The organism is Allobosea sp. (genome assembly GCF_035944895.1).
GTDB lineage: Bacteria > Pseudomonadota > Alphaproteobacteria > Rhizobiales > Beijerinckiaceae > Allobosea.
Map to the genome: position 1 here is coordinate 1252567 of NZ_DASZAT010000010.1, position 16158 is coordinate 1268724.

At 67.4% G+C, this 16158-nt stretch carries 15 protein-coding genes and 1 tRNA gene; 6 read left to right on the plus strand and 10 right to left on the minus strand.

Annotated features, from left to right (window positions below; translation table 11 throughout):
- Entirely contained in the window at positions 1-2127 is a 2127-nt protein-coding gene (gene flhA, locus VGV58_RS21635) for a flagellar biosynthesis protein FlhA (protein ID WP_326876084.1), read from the minus strand.
- A gap of 228 nt (positions 2128-2355) precedes the next feature.
- Between flhA and VGV58_RS21640 the strand changes: the two genes are divergently transcribed.
- The 3 genes from VGV58_RS21640 to VGV58_RS21650 all read left to right on the plus strand — a co-directional run bounded on the left by VGV58_RS21640 (position 2356) and on the right by VGV58_RS21650 (position 4659).
- Entirely contained in the window at positions 2356-2676 is a 321-nt protein-coding gene (locus VGV58_RS21640) for a hypothetical protein (protein ID WP_326876085.1), read from the plus strand.
- Between the two features lie 84 nt (positions 2677-2760).
- The gene (locus tag VGV58_RS21645) at positions 2761-4191 is read left to right on the plus strand and encodes an MFS transporter (protein WP_326876086.1); all 1431 of its coding nucleotides are present in this window, start codon (positions 2761-2763) and stop codon (positions 4189-4191) included.
- A 186-nt stretch (positions 4192-4377) separates the two neighbouring features.
- A complete protein-coding gene (locus VGV58_RS21650; RefSeq protein ID WP_326876088.1) occupies positions 4378-4659 on the plus strand; it encodes a hypothetical protein in 282 nt (93 codons plus the stop codon).
- Positions 4660-4795: 136 nt separating this feature from the next.
- Here the strand turns inward: VGV58_RS21650 and flbD are convergent, their stop codons facing one another.
- From flbD to VGV58_RS21690, 8 genes are all read right to left on the minus strand, one after another.
- Positions 4796-6160: a sigma-54-dependent transcriptional regulator FlbD gene (flbD, locus tag VGV58_RS21655; protein ID WP_326876089.1), complete on the minus strand. Its 1365-nt coding sequence runs from the start codon at positions 6158-6160 to the stop codon at positions 4796-4798.
- Between the two features lie 44 nt (positions 6161-6204).
- Entirely contained in the window at positions 6205-6558 is a 354-nt protein-coding gene (gene fliN, locus VGV58_RS21660) for a flagellar motor switch protein FliN (protein WP_326876090.1), read from the minus strand.
- Positions 6559-6564: 6 nt separating this feature from the next.
- Positions 6565-7149, minus strand: a complete 585-nt coding sequence (locus VGV58_RS21665) for a FliH/SctL family protein (protein ID WP_326876091.1) — start codon at positions 7147-7149, stop codon at positions 6565-6567.
- Between the two features lies 1 nt (position 7150).
- Complete coding sequence (gene fliG, locus VGV58_RS21670) at positions 7151-8233, minus strand: flagellar motor switch protein FliG (RefSeq protein WP_326876092.1); 1083 nt, start codon at positions 8231-8233, stop codon at positions 7151-7153.
- A gap of 14 nt (positions 8234-8247) precedes the next feature.
- A complete protein-coding gene (fliF, locus tag VGV58_RS21675; protein ID WP_326876093.1) occupies positions 8248-9936 on the minus strand; it encodes a flagellar basal-body MS-ring/collar protein FliF in 1689 nt (562 codons plus the stop codon).
- 200 nt (positions 9937-10136) lie between these two features.
- Positions 10137-10412, minus strand: coding sequence for a CtrA inhibitor SciP (gene sciP, locus VGV58_RS21680; RefSeq protein WP_038359348.1), 276 nt, complete (start codon positions 10410-10412; stop codon positions 10137-10139).
- A 111-nt stretch (positions 10413-10523) separates the two neighbouring features.
- Positions 10524-11201, minus strand: coding sequence for a flagellar hook assembly protein FlgD (locus VGV58_RS21685; RefSeq protein ID WP_326876094.1), 678 nt, complete (start codon positions 11199-11201; stop codon positions 10524-10526).
- Positions 11202-11215: 14 nt separating this feature from the next.
- Entirely contained in the window at positions 11216-12688 is a 1473-nt protein-coding gene (locus VGV58_RS21690; RefSeq protein WP_326876095.1) for a flagellar hook-length control protein FliK, read from the minus strand.
- A gap of 447 nt (positions 12689-13135) precedes the next feature.
- Here VGV58_RS21690 and mnmA point away from each other — a divergent pair, with 447 nt between their 5' ends.
- From mnmA to VGV58_RS21705, 3 genes are all read left to right on the plus strand, one after another.
- The gene (gene mnmA, locus VGV58_RS21695; RefSeq protein WP_326876096.1) at positions 13136-14320 is read left to right on the plus strand and encodes a tRNA 2-thiouridine(34) synthase MnmA; all 1185 of its coding nucleotides are present in this window, start codon (positions 13136-13138) and stop codon (positions 14318-14320) included.
- Entirely contained in the window at positions 14317-14946 is a 630-nt protein-coding gene (locus VGV58_RS21700) for a class I SAM-dependent methyltransferase (RefSeq protein WP_326876097.1), read from the plus strand. The genes mnmA and VGV58_RS21700 overlap by 4 nt, the downstream gene beginning before the upstream one ends.
- Positions 14947-15037: 91 nt before the next feature.
- Positions 15038-15114, plus strand: a tRNA-Met gene (locus VGV58_RS21705).
- 39 nt (positions 15115-15153) lie between these two features.
- On the opposite strand, the gene VGV58_RS21710 is transcribed toward VGV58_RS21705, so the two are convergent.
- The gene (locus VGV58_RS21710) at positions 15154-16086 is read right to left on the minus strand and encodes a hydrogen peroxide-inducible genes activator (RefSeq protein WP_326876098.1); all 933 of its coding nucleotides are present in this window, start codon (positions 16084-16086) and stop codon (positions 15154-15156) included.
- Positions 16087-16158: the final 72 nt, after the last annotated feature.

Genomic DNA, 16158 nt, shown 5'->3' on the forward strand with positions numbered 1-16158 from the left:
TCAGACGCTCCCCACCGTCCTGAGCTTCGCCCGCGGGTGGATCTCGCTCTGCGAGAGCACCGGCGTCTCGCGGCGGAAGCGCTCGATGATCTGGCGCACGAAGGGCCGGGCCATGCCGGATGTGACCAGCGCCGGCATCTCGCCGAGCCGCGCCGCGTCCTCGAACTTCTCGCGCACCTGATGGACGAAGTCCTGCAGCCGCGAGGGCTGCATGGCGAGATGCCGGTCCTCGCCCTGGCCGACGATCGATTCGGCGAAGACGCTCTCCCAGGCCGGCGACAGCGTGATGATCGGCAATTGCCCGTGCTGGTTGGAGAACTGCGCGCAGATCTGGCGGGCGAGGCGGACGCGGACATGCTCGGCGATGTCGCGCGGGCTCCTGACGCTGCCGGCGACCTCGGCGATGCCCTCGACGATGGTGGCGAGGTCGCGGATCGAGATGCGCTCGGCGAGCAGGAGCTGCAGCACGCGCTGGATGCCGGTGGTCGAGATCTGCTGCGGCACGATCTCCTTGACGAGGTCGGCATGATCCTTCGGCAGTTCGCGCAGCAGCTTCTGCACCTCGCCATGCGAGAGCAGCTCCGGCATATGCGACTTCAGCACCTCGGTGAGATGGGTCGAGATCACCGTCGCGGCGTCGACCACGGTGTAGCCGCGCAATTGCGCCTCGTCCTGCAGCGCCCCATCGATCCAGGTCGCCGGCAGGCCGAAGGTCGGTTCCAGCACATTGTGGCCTGGCAGCGTCACGCTGCCGCCCATCGGGTCCATCGCCATGTACTGGCCGGGATAGACCATGCCGTGGCCGGCATCGATCTCCTTGATCTTGATGAAGTAGTGGTTGGCCTCGAGCTGGACGTTGTCGACGATGCGCACCGCCGGCATGACGAAGCCGAGCTCGGCGGCAAGCTGGCGCCGCAGCGCCCTGACCTGGTCGGTCAGCCGGTCGGCACCGCCCGGCGCGTTGACCAGCGGCAGCAGGCCGTAGCCGATCTCGATCTTGAGCTCGTCGAGCTTGAGCAGGTCGTTGAGCGTTTCCTCCTTCGGCGTGCCGTCGGCCGCCACCGGCGAAGCACCTTGCGGACCCTGCGCCGCCGCCTCTGCCTCGCGCGCCTTGGCGAGCTTGCCGAAGTGCCGCGCCAGCCAGCCCGAGCCGGCGGCAAGGGCGAGGAAGGGCAGCATCGGGATGCCGGGCAGGAGCGCGATCAGCAGCATCACCGCCGCCGACATGCCGAGCGCTTTGGGATAGCCGGAGAGCTGCCGACCGAGCGCCTTGTCGGCGGCGCCGCGCACACCCGACTTCGAGACGAGCAAGCCCGCCGCGGTCGAGACGATCAGCGCCGGGATCTGGCTGACGAGACCGTCGCCGACCGTGAGCAGGGTATAGCTGTGCGCCGCCGCGCCGAAGCTCATGCCCTGCTGCGCAACGCCGATGATGATGCCGCCGATCACGTTGATGAAGGTGATCAGGAGGCCGGCGATCGCGTCGCCGCGCACGAATTTCGAGGCGCCGTCCATCGAGCCGAAGAAGTTGGCCTCGTCCTCCAGCGCCTTGCGCCTGACCTTGGCGACATCCTGATCGATCAAGCCGGCCGAGAGGTCGGCGTCGATCGCCATCTGCTTGCCCGGCAGGGCGTCGAGAGCAAAGCGCGCCGCCACCTCGGCGATACGGCCCGAGCCCTTGGTGATGACGACGAAGTTGACGATGATCAGGATGGTGAAGACGATCACCCCGATCACGAAATTGCCGCTCATCACGAAATTGCCGAAGGCCTCGATGACATGGCCGGCCGCGGCGGTGCCCTCATGGCCATGGGCGAGGATGAGGCGGGTCGAGGCGAGATTCAGCGCGAGGCGCAGCATCGTCACGATCAGCAGCACGGTCGGGAAGGCCGAGAACTCCAGCGGCTCCTCGATGAACAGCGCCGTCATCAGGACGAGCACGGAGAGGATGATCGAGAGCGCCAGCAGCAGGTCGAGCAGGATCGCCGGCAGCGGGAAGATCAGCACCACGAGGATGCCCATCACGCCGATGGCAAGGAACAGATCCGGCCGGTTGAGCAGCGTGCCCATCTGGCCGCGCGTCGGCATCGCCATGCCGTTGCCGCTGCCCGCCGTCACATCGCTCATCGAAGAACCGCTCCCACGCGCCACCCTTCCGCAAGGCAGCAGCCGTACCCGGCAATTCTTGCCGGGTGCATGGTGAACGAGTGGTTAAGACGCCTCGAAAAATCCCATCTGGAACCTTTCCCTGAACAGGTCGTTATCGAATGGCCGCGTTCTGGCCGCATTCGGCCGTCCAACTCGCGGTGGGTCGATGACCTCGCCCATCAGGGCCGAAGCCTTCTGGAGGAAATCTTGGATAGACGTTCATTCATGCTGAGCCTTTTCGGCGGTCTTGCCGCGGCAAGCGTCGGCGGCATGGCAATCGCGCAGGCCGCGACCGCAGCTCCCGCCGCTGCCCCACTCCCGAATCCCGAAGAGCTTGCTCCGGCATTGAAGGACGGGCTCGACAAGGCCGATGCCGAGTTCAGCCAGGTCGTCGTGCGCGACCGCGTTGTCGTCCGCCGGCCGCGGCCTTACCGCCGCCCCGTCGTCGTGCGCCGCACGGTCGTGGTGCGCCGGCCGAGGCCCTATCGCCGTCCGGTCGTCGTGCGCCGCCGCGTGATCTACCGCTGACGCCGAGACTATCGGCAGGCGGCCCTAGGGCCGCCTGCCGCCTTTGAAGCGGCGTCAAGCCGGTCTGTCGAAGGGACAAGCCTATTGAACGAGGGACGCGCAAGCCCAGGCGAGATCGTCACCGACATTCCAGCCAGGCTCGACCGCCTGCCCTGGTCGCGTTTCCATACGCTCGTCGTCGTCGCGCTCGGCGTCACCTGGATCCTGGACGGGCTCGAGGTCACCCTGGCTGGTTCCGTCTCCGGGGCGCTGAAGGAAAGCCCGGCGCTCAAATTCACCAACACAGATATCGGCCTCGCCGGCGCCGCCTATATCGCCGGAGCCGTCATCGGCGCGATTCTCTTCGGCTGGCTCACCGACCGGCTCGGCCGCAAAAAGCTCTTCACCATCACCGTGCTGGTCTATCTCTCCGCGACGGCCGCTACCGCCTTCTCCTGGAATCTCTGGAGCTTCCTGCTCTTCCGCTTCCTGACCGGCATGGGTATCGGCGGCGAGTACACCGCGATCAACTCGACCATCCAGGAATTGGTGCCGGCACGGGTGCGCGGCTGGACTGATCTGGTCATCAACGGCTCCTTCTGGGTCGGAGCCGCGATCGGCGGCGTCGCCGCGATCGTGCTGCTCGATCCAGCCATCATCGCCCCCGATCTGGGCTGGCGCCTCGCCTTCTTCATCGGCGCCGGACTCGGGCTGATCATTATGATCCTCAGGCAATGGATTCCCGAGAGTCCGCGCTGGCTGATGAGCCATGGCCGCATCGCCGAGGCCGAGGCCGTCGTCGCCCATATCGAATCCTTCTGCCCGCCACGGCCGGCTGCCGCTCTGCCGACGCTGACCTTGCGCCCGCGGGCCCACACGCCGATGAGCGAGGTCGTCCATACGCTCTTCGTCACGCACCGGCCGCGCACGCTGGTGGCGCTGGCGCTGATGTCGTCGCAGGCCTTCTTCTACAATGCGATCTTCTTCACCTACGCCCTGATCCTGACCGACTTCTACGGCGTCCCGTCCAATCTGATCGGCTGGTTCATCCTGCCCTTCGCCGCCGGCAACTTCCTCGGCCCGGTCCTGATCGGCCGGCTCTTCGACACGCTCGGCCGGCGCCCGATGATCGCCGGAACCTATATCCTCTCCGGCCTCCTGCTCGCCGGCACGGGCTATCTCTTCGCCCGCGAGATGGTCAGCGCCAGCCAGCTCACCCTGTGCTGGAGCGTCGTCTTCTTCTTCGCATCCGCTGCGGCCAGTTCCGCGTATCTGACCGTGAGCGAGACCTATCCGCTGGAAATCAGGGCGCTGGCGATCGCCGTGTTCTATTCCATCGGCACCGGGCTCGGCGGCATCGCCGGCCCCTGGCTGTTCGGCGTGCTGATCGACAGCGGCTCGCGCATCAGCGTGTTCGGCGGCTACCTGTTCGGAGCGGCGCTGATGATCGCCGCCGGGCTGATCGCCTGGCGCTTCGCAGTCAAGGCGGAGCGCCGGTCGCTCGAGGACATCAGCAAGCCGCTGGGAGCGCTATGAGGGCCCGGTGGACGCTCGGCAGGCGATTACGCCTCAAACCATCGCAACAAGCTAACGGCCGGTCTCCCGCGCCGTCGGCCCTTTGTGAACCATTGTCACAACACCAACGTGACGAACGGTCAAAAAGGGGAATAGAGTGGCTTCGTGGGAACGCGGCGCCCGGATCGAACCAACTGGAGGCATGACATGGATCGACGTTCATTTGTTATGGCGCTGTTCGGCGGTCTCGCCGCGGCCAGCGTCGGCGGCATCGCCGCTTCGGAAGCCGCACAGCCCAAGATCGCCCCCCTCCCGGCCAAGAAGCCTGAGGAGCTGTCGGAGGAACTGAAGGAAGGCCTCGACAAGACCGACGCCGACTTCAGCCAGTATTATTATTATCGCAGGCCGCGCTACGTTCGGCGCTATTACTACCGCCCGCGCTACTATTATCGTCCGCGGCGCTACTATTACCGTCGCCGCTACTGGTAAGCGAGCGCCCGAAAGGCCGGAACATTCGTTCCGGCCTTTTTTCTGTTCGCGCCCTGCCAAAAACCATCAGGGCGTATTTCAAAAGCGCGTTGAAGCCCGCTCCCGTCAGGCCGATCCGACCTGATCGGACCCGGCTCTAAAGCGTTTGCGTTCGCGCTTGGCCCGGCTCGGCCACTGGCACGCCGGCGGCGACGTATTCGCTGAGCTTGTTGCGCAGCGTCCGGATCGAGATGCCCAGGATCTTGGCCGCATGGGTCCGGTTGCCCAGGCAATGGTCGAGAGTGTCGAGGATCAGGTCGCGCTCGACATCAGCCACGGTCCGCCCGACCAGGCCACGCGTCACCGCCTCCGCCGTCTGTGCCGCTCGCGAGGCGACGTCGCGGCCACCAGCCGGGCCGAGCGTCTCGCCTTCCGGAGTCAGCATCGCCTCGGTGCCGATCTCGACGCCCTGCGCCAGCAGCACGGCGCGATGCACGGTATTCTCCAGCTCGCGGACGTTGCCGCGCCAGCTATTGCCGAGCAGGAGCTTGCGCGCCTCGGCAGCGATCGGCCGCAGCGGCATGCCGTTCAGCTCGGCGTATTTCTTGGCGAAATGGTCGGCCAGCGCCAGAATGTCACCCGGCCGCTCGCGCAGCGCCGGCAGGCGCAGGTGCACGACATTGAGCCGGTAGAACAGGTCCTCGCGGAAGGAGCCCTCGCGCACGGCGTCGCCGAGATTGCGGTTCGAAGTCGCGATGATGCGCAGGTCCACCTTGACCGGCTGGGTGCCGCCGACCCGGTCGATCATCCGCTCCTGCAGCGCGCGCAGCAGCTTGGCCTGCAGGCGCACATCCATCTCCGAGATCTCGTCGAGCAGGAGCGTGCCGCCATTCGCCTCCTCGAACTTGCCGATGCGCCGGGCGATCGCGCCGGTGAAGGCGCCCTTCTCATGGCCGAACAATTCGGATTCGAGCAGGTTGTCGGGGATGGCGGCGCAATTGACCGCGACGAAAGGCTTGTCCTTGCGCAGCGACTTCTGGTGCAGGTGCTGCGCGATCATCTCCTTGCCGGTGCCGCTCTCGCCGGTGACCAGCACGGGAGCATCCGAGCGCGCGATCTGGTTGGCGAGCTGGACGACGCGCTCCATCGCCGGGTCGCGCCAGATCAGGCTCGCCTTGTCGCCGGCGACGGCGGCGAGCACGGCGGCGATCAGCTCGGGATCCGGCGGCAGCGGCACGTATTCGCGCGCCCCGGCCTGGATCGCGGCAACGGCGGCGCGGGCATCGGTCGAGGTGCCGCAGGCGACCAACGGGGTACGGATGCGCTCGACCTCGAGCGCAGCGATGAGCTTGGCGATCGGCTGCTCGACATCGACCATCAGCAGGTCGCCGCCCTTGGCGCGCAGCACCGCCAGCGCCTGCTCGACGCTCTCGGCATGGGTGACGGCGGCCCCTTGCGACACCGCGATCTTGGCAGCGGTGATGAGCTGGCCTTTGAGGCTGCCGACAATGATGAGGCGCATGGCTCAGGCCTTCCTTGACTGCTGCATTCGCTCCGGCCGGTTCGTCACCGGTCGGTCTTGATGATTTCCGTCATGGTCACGCCGAGGCGTTCCTCGACCACGACGACCTCGCCGCGCGCCACCAGGCGCTCATTGACGAAGATGTCGATGGCTTCGCCGACGCGCCGGTCGAGCTCCAGCACCGTGCCGGGAGTGACGCGCAGGAGGTCGCCGACCGCGATCCGCGACGAGCCGAGCACGGCGGAGACAGTGACCGGCACGTCGAAGACCTGCTCGAGGTCCTCCGCCGTCTTGACCGGGACCGGCCCGGAGCGCGCAACCGAGTCGGAGCCGGCATTGTCGAAGGAGAGATCGGCCGGGTTGAGCGGCGGCAGGTTGAGGTCGTTTTCGTTGGCCATTGTCTCTTACCTCACTGCCGGACCGAAGACGGCCCTGACTGCCTTGTCGACGGCTTCGTCAAGCGCTGCACTGTCGATCGCGATGCCGCCATCGGCCCATTCCAGCCGACCGTCGCCGAGGGCGATGTCGGGCTCGCCCAGCACGACGATGCGGCCTGCGAATCCGGTCTCGCGCACCAGCGCCGACAGCTTGGCCTCGACGGTCTCGACCAGGCTCTCATGCACGCGGATCGCCAGATGCGGCGCGTGCCGGGCATGGGCGAGGCATTCGCGCGCCGCGTCGAGCAATTGCGCCAGCGGCTTGTCGGCCAGGGCCGCACCGGCGAGCCTGCGCGCGGTCGCAATCGCAAGCTGCGCGGCCTGCGCCTCGATCTGCGCCAACTGCTCGTCCTGATGCACCAGCAACCGCTCGCTCTGGCGCACCAGTTGCGAGAGGAGCGCGCCCAGTTGCTGGTCGGCCTCGCGCCGCGCATGGTCGAGCCCACTGTGGAAGCCATCCGCCCGGGCGGCCTCGAGCGCCGTCTCGTCGACTGCCTTGCGGCTATTGCCGCTGAAGTCGGCGGCGAACATGAACTTTTTCGCGGCTGCCATGTCAGTATACCAACTCGTCTTCGGCATTGCCCTTGGCGATGACGATCTCGCCCTTCTCGGCAAGGTCCTTGGCCAGGGTCACCATCTTCATCTGGGCTTCGTCGACCTCCTTGAGGCGCAGCGGCCCGAGACCCTGAATGTCGTCCTGCAGGACCTTGGCGGCGCGCTGCGACATCGCTCCCAGGAAGAAGGCGCGCATTTCCTCGTTGGTCCCCTTGAGGGCGCGCGCCAGCGTGTCCTTGTCGACCTGGCGCATCATGGTCTGCAGGCCAGCCGAATCGAGCTTGCCGAGATCCTCGAAGGTGAACATCAGGGCGCGGATGCGCTCGGCCGATTCCTGGTTGTTGGCGTCGAGCGCGGCGAGGAAGCGCATCTCGGTCTGGCGATCGAAGCCGTTGAAGATCTCGGCCATCATCTCGTGCGGATCGCGCCGGCGCGTCTGCGTCAGCGTCGAGACGAATTCGGTACGCAGCGTGTTCTCGATATGGTCGAGCGCCTCCTTCTGCACCGCTTCCATGCGCAGCATCCGCCCGACCACCTCGATCGACAATTCGTTCGGCAGATTGCGCAGCACATTGGCCGAATGGTCGGGCCGGATGCGCGAGAGGATCACGGCGATCGTCTGCGGATATTCGTTCTTGAGGAAGTTCGCGAGCACGACGGCGTCGATATTGCCGAGCTTCTGCCACATGTTGCGGCCGGCAGGACCGCGGATCTCCTCCATGATCAGCGCGACCTGGTCGGTCGGCAGGATCTTCTCCAGCAACGAGATCGTCCGGTCGAAGGAACCGGTGATCGCCCCAGCGCTGGAAAGCCGGCCGACGAAGTCGAGCATCAGCTTCTCGACCTGATCGGCATCGACCGTGCCGAGCTCGGCCATGGCGCGGGTGATGATCCGGATCTCCTCGTCGTCGAACTCCTGCCAGATCACCCGTCCATGCTCTTCGCCGAGGATGAGCAGGATGACCGCGGCGCGCTGCGGGCCGGTCATGCTGTCGAGCATCATCGGGCTATCGGAATAGTTCGTCACCTCGTCGTCGGAGGCGCTTCCGCTGCGGGTTGCTATGGAGCGTGTCCCGGCCATGGTTCAGGCTCCCGTCACGCCGGTGCTTTCTCGTGGATCCAGCCGCGCAGAACCGCGACGGAATCCGCCGGGTTCTGCGCGACCATGGCGCCGATCTTCTCGACCGACTGGGCCTTGAGCTGACCCTTGATCTGCGCGATCGCCAGCATGCGCTCCGACGGAGCGTCGACGTCGACCTGGCCGGGCTCCCCACCGGCACTACCACCCGCGCTACCGGAGCCCGGCGAGAAGGTCGACGGATCGCCCGTCCCCTGATCGACGACGACCATGCCGTTGCGCATGAAGCTCGGGATCGCCCGGAACTCGCGATCGGGCGCCAGCACCTGCTTGAGCAGCGGGCGCACCACCACCATCAGCACCATCAGGACGAGCAGCGCGATCACGCCCATTTCGGCAAAGCGGACGATGTCTTCCTTGGTGAAGGAAGCGAGCTGCTGCATCAGCGTCTGCTCGACGAGGTCCGTCGGCGCCTGCGGCGCCTCGGCGAAGCGCAGGTTGACGACCTCGACCTGGTCGCCGCGCTGGCGGTCGAAACCGACCGCGGTGCGCACCAGCTGCGAGATGCGCTCCAGCTCCTCGGGCGGGCGCGGCTGGTAGCTGACCTCGTTGCCCTGCTTGCTGTAGAGCCCGTCGACCAGCACGGCGACGGAGAGCTTGCGGATGCGCCCGCCTTCCTGCACCTCGGTCCGGGTGGTGCGCGAGATCTCGTAGTTGACGACTTCCTCGTTCTTCGAGCTGGTGTCGCGCTGGGCGCCCTGCTGCTGGCCCTGGTTCTGCTGCGCGCCCGGCAATTCGTTGCCGACGGTGACGCCCTCGCGCTGCTCGTTCGAGGCAGAGGCCTCGTTACGGTTCTGACTGGAGCGGATGACTTTGCTCTCGGGGTCGAAGGTCTCGGAGCGGCTCTCGATCCGGTTGGAATCGAGCGTCGCCGAGACCTGCACGCGAGCCCGGCCCGGGCCGACGATGCTGGCGACGATATCATCGACCTGCGATTTGATCCGCCGCTCGATCGTGCCCTGGCGCTCGTCCAGCGCCACACCGACCATGCCCTGCTCGCCCTGGGCGCCATCGGCCAGCAGCCGGCCGCGCTCGTCGACGATCGAGACCCGCTCCGGCTTCAGGCCATCGACGGCCGAGGAAACGAGGTGGCGGATCGCCCTGACCTGGGCGTTGTCGAGGTCGCCGGCGAGCTTGAGCGCGATCGAGGCCCGCGGCGGCTCGCGGTCGCGCTCGAACAGGCGCCGCTCGGGGATGACGAGATGGACGCGTGCCGCCTGGACGCGGCTGATCGAGCGGATGGTGCGCGAGAGCTCGCCCTCGAGCGCGCGCAGATGATTGATGTTCTGGACGAAGCTGGTCGAGGAAAAGGCATCGCCCTTGTCGAAGATCTCATAGCCGACGCCGCCGCCGGACGGGATGCCTTTGCCGGCAAGCTCGAGCCTGAGCTTCGGCACATCGGCGCGCGGCGCCAGGATGGTCTGCCCATCGCCGCGCAATTCGTATTTGATCCCGCGCGCGTCGAGGTCCTTGGTGATGGCGCCGACGTCCTGGCTCGACAGGTCGGCGAAGAGCACGCCCATCGCCGGCTGCGACATGCGCAGCATGACGAAGGCGAAGAAGCCGACCAGCGCCAGCGTCACCGCCAGCATAGCCGCCAGCCGCGCCGCGCCGAATCTCCGGAACTGTTCGACTAGCCCGTTCACGCCGTTCTTCCGTCGCCCGGTGCCTGTGAGACCAACGCACAGACGCACCACTAGGCAAGTTTTTCCCGGTGCATGGTTAGCGCCCGGTTAACGACGGTTAGGAAACGGGACAGTTCGGCGCAAATGCCACATCGTCGAAACGCGAAAAGCGCCGGCCTATCGGCCGGCGCTTCCCGAATTTCTGCAGACGCCAGAAGAGGTTACTGGCGGTAATGCTGGATGCGGGTGGTGCGCAGGCCAGCCAGGCCATGCTGGTCGATCGACATCTGCCAGCTCAGGAATTCGTCGACCGTCAGCGTATAGCGCTGGCAGGCCTCCTCCAGGCTGAGCAGGCCGCCGCGCACCGCGGCGACGACTTCGGCCTTGCGCCGGATCACCCAGCGGCGCGTGTTCATCGGCGGCAGATCGGCGATCGTCAACGGGCTGCCATCGGGCCCGATCACATATTTGACGCGCGGTCGCAGCGGCTCGGTCATTGTACTCTCACACAACTCAACAGACCTACTGCCAGAGAGCCTAGCCCGAGCGGGCTTAAATTTTGCCTAAAGCAATCACGCAGGCTTTCGGCATGGCTCATGACGGGTTCGTCAGGACGTGCTCTTCACCGATTTGACCTTGTCGAGCGGAACCTTGATCGCGCCGATCAGCAGCGTCGGCACGGCGGTCGAGAAGTCGATGCCATCGACCTTGCCAGTGATCTCGGTCTTGACCGTGATCGCCGCGCCGGAGACGTCGGTGCCGTCGACCGTGATGGTGTATTCGCCATCGGGCGCAGTGGAGCCCGTCGAGGTCTTGCCGTCCCAGCTATAGGTCTGGTCGCCGGCCGTCAGCGTCTTCGTGCCGGTGTAGACCACCTTGCCGCTGGCATCCTTGATCGTGATCGTGCCGGTGCCACCCTTGGACGCGTTGAGCTTCCATTCGGCATTGCCTTCCTTGAGCGGCGTCGCGGCGCCGTCGGCCGTGACCGTCTGGCCGACGAAGCCGATCGCGCTGGCGCCCGTCGTCGCCTTGCTGACGCCCAGCAGCGCGGTCAGCGTCTCGTTCTGCTTGAGCTGCTGCTCGACGCCGGCAAACTGCACCAGTTGCTGGGTGAACTGGTTGGTGTCGAGCGGATCGAGCGGGTTCTGGTTCCTGAGCTGCGTCGTCAGCAGGGTCAGGAACTGGTCGAAATTGTTGGCGATCGAGGTGCCGCTGCCGGTCGCGGTATTGTTCTGCGCCGCTGCGACCTGCGAGTTCGACAGCTTGCTGGTATTGGAGACGGTCATGGCGCGTCCCTCCTCTAGATGCTGAGATCGACGCCGCCGAGACGGCTGGCGTTCCGCGGCAAGGTCGCGACATCCGTGACGAGCGCGCTGTCTTCGGAGGCCTGGACCCAGGTGCGGCGGCCGCGCGGCGCCTCGTCATCCTGCTGCTGGCGCCCGCCTGCGTGCTCACCACCCGGATCGCGCAGACTGAGATCGATTCCGCCCTCCGAGGGCTTCAGGCCCGCCTGCTCGAAGGCCCGCTCCAGCGTCCGGGCATCGCGCTGCAGCATATGCAGCGTCTCGACCCGGTCGACGGTCAGCTTGGCGCTGACATCGCCCTTGTCCGAAATCTCCAGGCTGACGTCGATGCGCCCAAGCTCGGCCGGATCGAGCCTGATGTCGAAGCGCCTGTTGCCGGCGAGCGCCTGCGCGCCGATCTCGATCGGCACGACATGCAGCGGCGTCGGCCGCCCGGTCTCGCTTGAGACCATCTTGTGGGCCGCCTCGGCCTGGGCGCGGGCGGTCGCCTGGGCGGCGGCGTCGAGTTCGGTCAATGGCGCCTGTGGCGTGGTCAGGCTCTGCGGCCCGGCCGCAAGGATCGCCTGCGGACTCAGAGGCGCGCTTGCCTGCTGCGCGCCGCTGGTGGCTTCGGTCGACGCGGCCTGCGTCGTCTGCCCGGAAACCGGGGCCGCAGTGGCGGCGTCGGCGGCCTTGGTCTCGCTCGCCGCCTTCGTATCGCTGCCAGCGGCGGTGGCGGCGACCTTGCCGGCCTCGCCATCGTCCTTGGCCGTGGCCTGCGCCTCGCCCGTCTTGGTCTCAGCCGTCTTCGCCGCGCCTTGCTCCGTGTCGCCGGACTTGGCCTCGCCCGATTTGCCGTCCGCCCTGGCTTCGGCGCCGGCAGCCGGAAGCTGCGGCTTCAGCCCCGCCTTGATGTCGGCCGCGGCGGCTTCGCCGCCCGCACTCGCCTGGCCGTCGGCCTTCACCGGCAGAGCAGGCGGGACCGGCACGGCAATGACCTCGCCGGTCGCCGGCTCCGTGCTCGCACCGGCCGCCGTCACGGCCTTGCCGTCCTCAGTGGTCGCGCCCTCCGGCTTCGCCGGCTCGCCGCCCTGGAGCGCGATCGCTGCGAGCGCGAGGAATTCCGCGGCGATCGCAGGCGGCGGCACGGGCTGCATCACCGCGCCCGCGGCGGCCTGCTCGTCCGGCGTGCCCTTGCCGATCACCGGCGCCCCGTCGAGGGCGGCAGCCAGCGCGGCCTTGCGCTCCTCGACCGTCTTGCCCCCGGCCGGCTTGTCGCCGGCAGCCGTCCCGCTGGTCTTGGTCTCGCTCGCCGAGGCGTCCTTCACCTCGGTCTTGTCTGTGCCGGCCTCCGCCTTCGTCTTGTCGGATGTCTCGCCGGCGTCCGCAGCTTTCCTGTCCTTGCCGGCATCGTCGGCGCGGGTCGAGGACCTGGCATCGGTCGCGCTGGTCTTGCGGGCGCCGTCATCCGGCTTCGCCTGATCGCGCATGCCGGCGTCATCGCGGCCATTGCGGTCATCGTCGAGACGCGCGCGAGGGCGGTCGTCATCAAGACGCGGACGCGGCCGATCCACCGGCTCCGGCGGCAAGGTGAAAGCCTGATCCGACGCGTCCCGTTCAGGGCTGCGGCGGCTCGGAAACGTGATCTCAGGCAGCGCAGAGGAACGCGAGACCGGCGCAGCTGACATGGGTACTCTCCGGAACGGAACCGTGACGATGTGGCCGCCGCTCTCCCAGCAAGAGGCGAGCCAACCTGAAAGATATTGGAATTCAACGACTTGACTGAATCGATCGGGCCTCTGACCCGGCAGGAATGACGTCCTCGAACGGGAGGACCCGGCAGGAATTGCCGGCCGGATGCTGGCCCGCATCTGTCAAAACCGCTATAGAGCGCCCAAATCCTCGGGCTCGCTTGCCCGAACCCGTCCGGAACCCTGATGACCGTTTCGCTCAACTCGCTCGACATCGCCAAGCCGCCCGCGGCGACACGCGTCGTCGCGGCCATGTCGGGCGGCGTCGATTCCTCGGTGGTGGCGGCGCTGCTGAAGCGCCAGGGTTACGATGTCGTCGGCGTCACCCTGCAGCTCTACGACCATGGCGAAGCCGTGCATCGCGCCGGCGCCTGCTGCGCCGGCCAGGACATCCACGACGCCCGCCGCGTCGCCGAGGCGATCGGCATTCCGCATTACGTGCTCGACTATGAGAGCCGCTTCCGCGACGCGGTGATCGAGCGCTTCGCCGAGAGCTATCTCGCCGGCGAGACGCCGATCCCTTGCGTCGAGTGCAATCGCACCGTGAAATTCCGCGACCTGCTCGGCCTCGCCCGCGAGCTCGGGGCCGATGCGCTCGCCACCGGCCACTACGTCGCCAGCCGCGATCTCGGCACTGGCCATCGCGGCCTGTTCCGTGCCGCCGACGAGAGCCGCGACCAGAGCTATTTCCTCTATGCGACGACGCAGGAGCAGCTCGATTTGCTGCGCTTCCCGCTGGGGGGCCTCGACAAGGCGCAGACCCGCGCGCTCGCAGCGGAGTTCGGCCTCGCCATCGCCGACAAGCCCGACAGCCAGGACATCTGCTTCGTGCCGAACGGCCGCTATGCCGAGGTGATCGAGCGCCTGAAGCCGGGCGCCGCCCGCCCCGGCGCCATCGTCCATCTCGATGGGCGCGTGCTCGGCGAGCATGAGGGCGTGCTGCGCTACACCGTCGGCCAGCGCAAGGGCCTCGGCATCAGCAGCGCCGAGCCGCTCTATGTCGTCGCGCTCGACGCCGAGAACGCGCATGTCATCGTCGGCCCGCGCGAGGCGCTCAGCGTCAGCCGCGTCGACCTGCGCGACCTCAACTGGATCGGTGACGTCGCGCTCGCCGACCTGCCGCCCGAGGGCATCGAGGTCGCCGTCCGCGTCCGCTCGACGCGCGCCCCTCGAGAGGCCCGCCTGCTCGCCGACGACAAGGGCGTGCATGTCCTGCTGACGCAGGGTGAGGAGGGCGTCTCGCCCGGCCAGGCCTGCGTGATCTACAACCATGCCGGCAGCGGAGCCCGCGTGCTCGGCGGCGGCGTCATCATGGCCAAACGGGCGCCCCGCCCGGCGCCGCAGCCCGAGCCCGCCTACGCCATCTCATGACGACGACGAACGGTCTCGACGCCCAAAGGCGCGTCTATGCGGTCTGGGCGAAGTTCTACGACCGGATCTATCAGGGCCTGCTCGCCCGCGCCCAGCGCGAGGCGGTGGCGGCCGCCTGCGCCAGCGGCCGGGAGATCCTCGAGATCGGCGTCGGCACCGGCCTGACCCTGCCCTATTTCGAGCGCGACAAGCAGGTCGTCGGCGCCGACCTCTCGCTCGACATGCTGCGCGTGGCGAGAGCCAAGGTGCTGAGCCAGAATCTCGGCCATGTCCGCGGCCTGATGGTGATGGATGCCTGCCGGCTCGGCTTTGCAGATCGCTCCTTCGACGCGGTCACCGCGCAGTTCGTCATCACCCTGGTCCCCGATCCCGAGCAAGCGCTGGCCGAGATGGACCGGGTGCTGCGCCCGGGCGGCGAGATCGTCATCTCCAGCCGCCTTGTCGACGATGGCGGCTTCGCAGCGCCGTTCTGGAAGGCGGTCGCGCCACTGGCCAGGGCGATCGGCTGGAGCAGCGATTTCAAGGTCTCGCGCCTGACCGACTGGGCCGCCAGCACCGGCCGCTACGAGACCGTCCATGTCGGCCAGGGCTATTTCAAGGTGGTCAGGCTGAGGAAGCTGCGCTGAGCCGCGTCATCAAGGCTTGACGCCGACGCCCCCCGCCCCCTATATCCGCGCCGTCGCGATTGACCGCCGTTCTTAGGCGCGTCGCCATCGGGGCGGGGTAGCTCAGCTGGTTAGAGCAGCGGAATCATAATCCGCGTGTCGGGGGTTCGAGTCCCTCTCCCGCTACCATTTCATCGTACAGCGCCAGTCTATTCCGGACACTTTCCGCTACGGCTTCGCAAGGCCGGTATTGTGCGTCCCGCGCAGCGCGCCGGCCGATTGCCGCACCACTTCCGCGATCTCCAGCAGTTGCTTCGCCAGCGGGCTGGTCTTGCGCCAGACCATGCCGATGGTCCGGGACGGCTCCGGCGCCTTGAAATGCGAGATCGCGACGCAGGCCGAGCGCGTCTCGACCGCCACCGCCATTTCCGGGATCAGCGTGACGCCCAGCCCGGCATCGACCATCTGCACCAGCGTCGACAGCGAGCTGGCATCGAGCAGATCGCGCGACTGCACTGTGCGCGGCTTGGTGCTGCAGAACGACAGTGCCTGCTCGCGGAAGCAATGCCCCTCCTCCAGCAGCAGCAGCCGCATCTCGCGCAACGCCTCGCGATCGGGGGCCGGCTTGCCCTCGTCCGCGCGCGGTCGGACCAGCACGAAGCGCTCGGTGAACAGCGCGACCTCCGCCAGTGACGGTTCCGAGACCGGCAGCGCGACGATCGCCATGTCCAGGCGCCCCTCGCCCAGCTCCTGCACCAGCTTCGGCGTCAGCGTCTCCCGCACATTGAGGTCGAGCTCGCCATGCAGGCGGGTGAGATCGCCGATCAGGCCGGGCAACAGATAGGGCGCCACCGTCGGGATCACGCCGATGCGCAGGCGCGTGACCTGCCCGTCCCGGGAGGCGTGCGCGTAACCTTCCAATTCGTCGAGCGAACGCAGAACGTCCCTGGCCCGTGCGGCGATTTCCTCGCCGAAGTGCGTCAGCCGGACCTGGCGCCTGTCGCGTTCGAACAGCTCGGCGCCGAGCTCCTCCTCCAAGGCCTTGATCTGCTGCGATAAGGCCGGCTGCGAGATCGCGCAGGCTTCGGCAGCGCGGCCGAAATGGCCGTGCCGCGCCAGCGCCTCGAAATAGCGCAGCTGCTTGAAAGTCAGGTTCGTCATAATCACAGCTTATCGTCGCGATCAGAAAATCGGAATTAAAATAATGAAACGGCCCTGCTAAGACCCACCCCG

Bases quoted from the DNA above. Each gene is read 5' to 3' on its own strand.
- flhA (WP_326876084.1), bottom strand. From the start codon at position 2,127: ATGAGCGATGTGACGGCGGGCAGCGGCAACGGCATGGCGATGCCGACG.
- VGV58_RS21650 (WP_326876088.1), top strand. From the start codon at position 4,378: ATGGATCGACGTTCATTTGTTATGGCGCTGTTCGGCGGTCTCGCCGCG.
- flbD (WP_326876089.1), bottom strand. From the start codon at position 6,160: ATGCGCCTCATCATTGTCGGCAGCCTCAAAGGCCAGCTCATCACCGCT.
- fliN (WP_326876090.1), bottom strand. From the start codon at position 6,558: ATGGCCAACGAAAACGACCTCAACCTGCCGCCGCTCAACCCGGCCGAT.
- VGV58_RS21665 (WP_326876091.1), bottom strand. From the start codon at position 7,149: ATGGCAGCCGCGAAAAAGTTCATGTTCGCCGCCGACTTCAGCGGCAAT.
- fliG (WP_326876092.1), bottom strand. From the start codon at position 8,233: ATGGCCGGGACACGCTCCATAGCAACCCGCAGCGGAAGCGCCTCCGAC.
- sciP (WP_038359348.1), bottom strand. From the start codon at position 10,412: ATGACCGAGCCGCTGCGACCGCGCGTCAAATATGTGATCGGGCCCGAT.
- VGV58_RS21685 (WP_326876094.1), bottom strand. From the start codon at position 11,201: ATGACCGTCTCCAATACCAGCAAGCTGTCGAACTCGCAGGTCGCAGCG.
- VGV58_RS21690 (WP_326876095.1), bottom strand. From the start codon at position 12,688: ATGCGCGATCAGGCGAAGCCGGATGACGGCGCCCGCAAGACCAGCGCG.
- mnmA (WP_326876096.1), top strand. From the start codon at position 13,136: ATGACCGTTTCGCTCAACTCGCTCGACATCGCCAAGCCGCCCGCGGCG.
- VGV58_RS21700 (WP_326876097.1), top strand. From the start codon at position 14,317: ATGACGACGACGAACGGTCTCGACGCCCAAAGGCGCGTCTATGCGGTC.
- VGV58_RS21710 (WP_326876098.1), bottom strand. From the start codon at position 16,086: ATGACGAACCTGACTTTCAAGCAGCTGCGCTATTTCGAGGCGCTGGCG.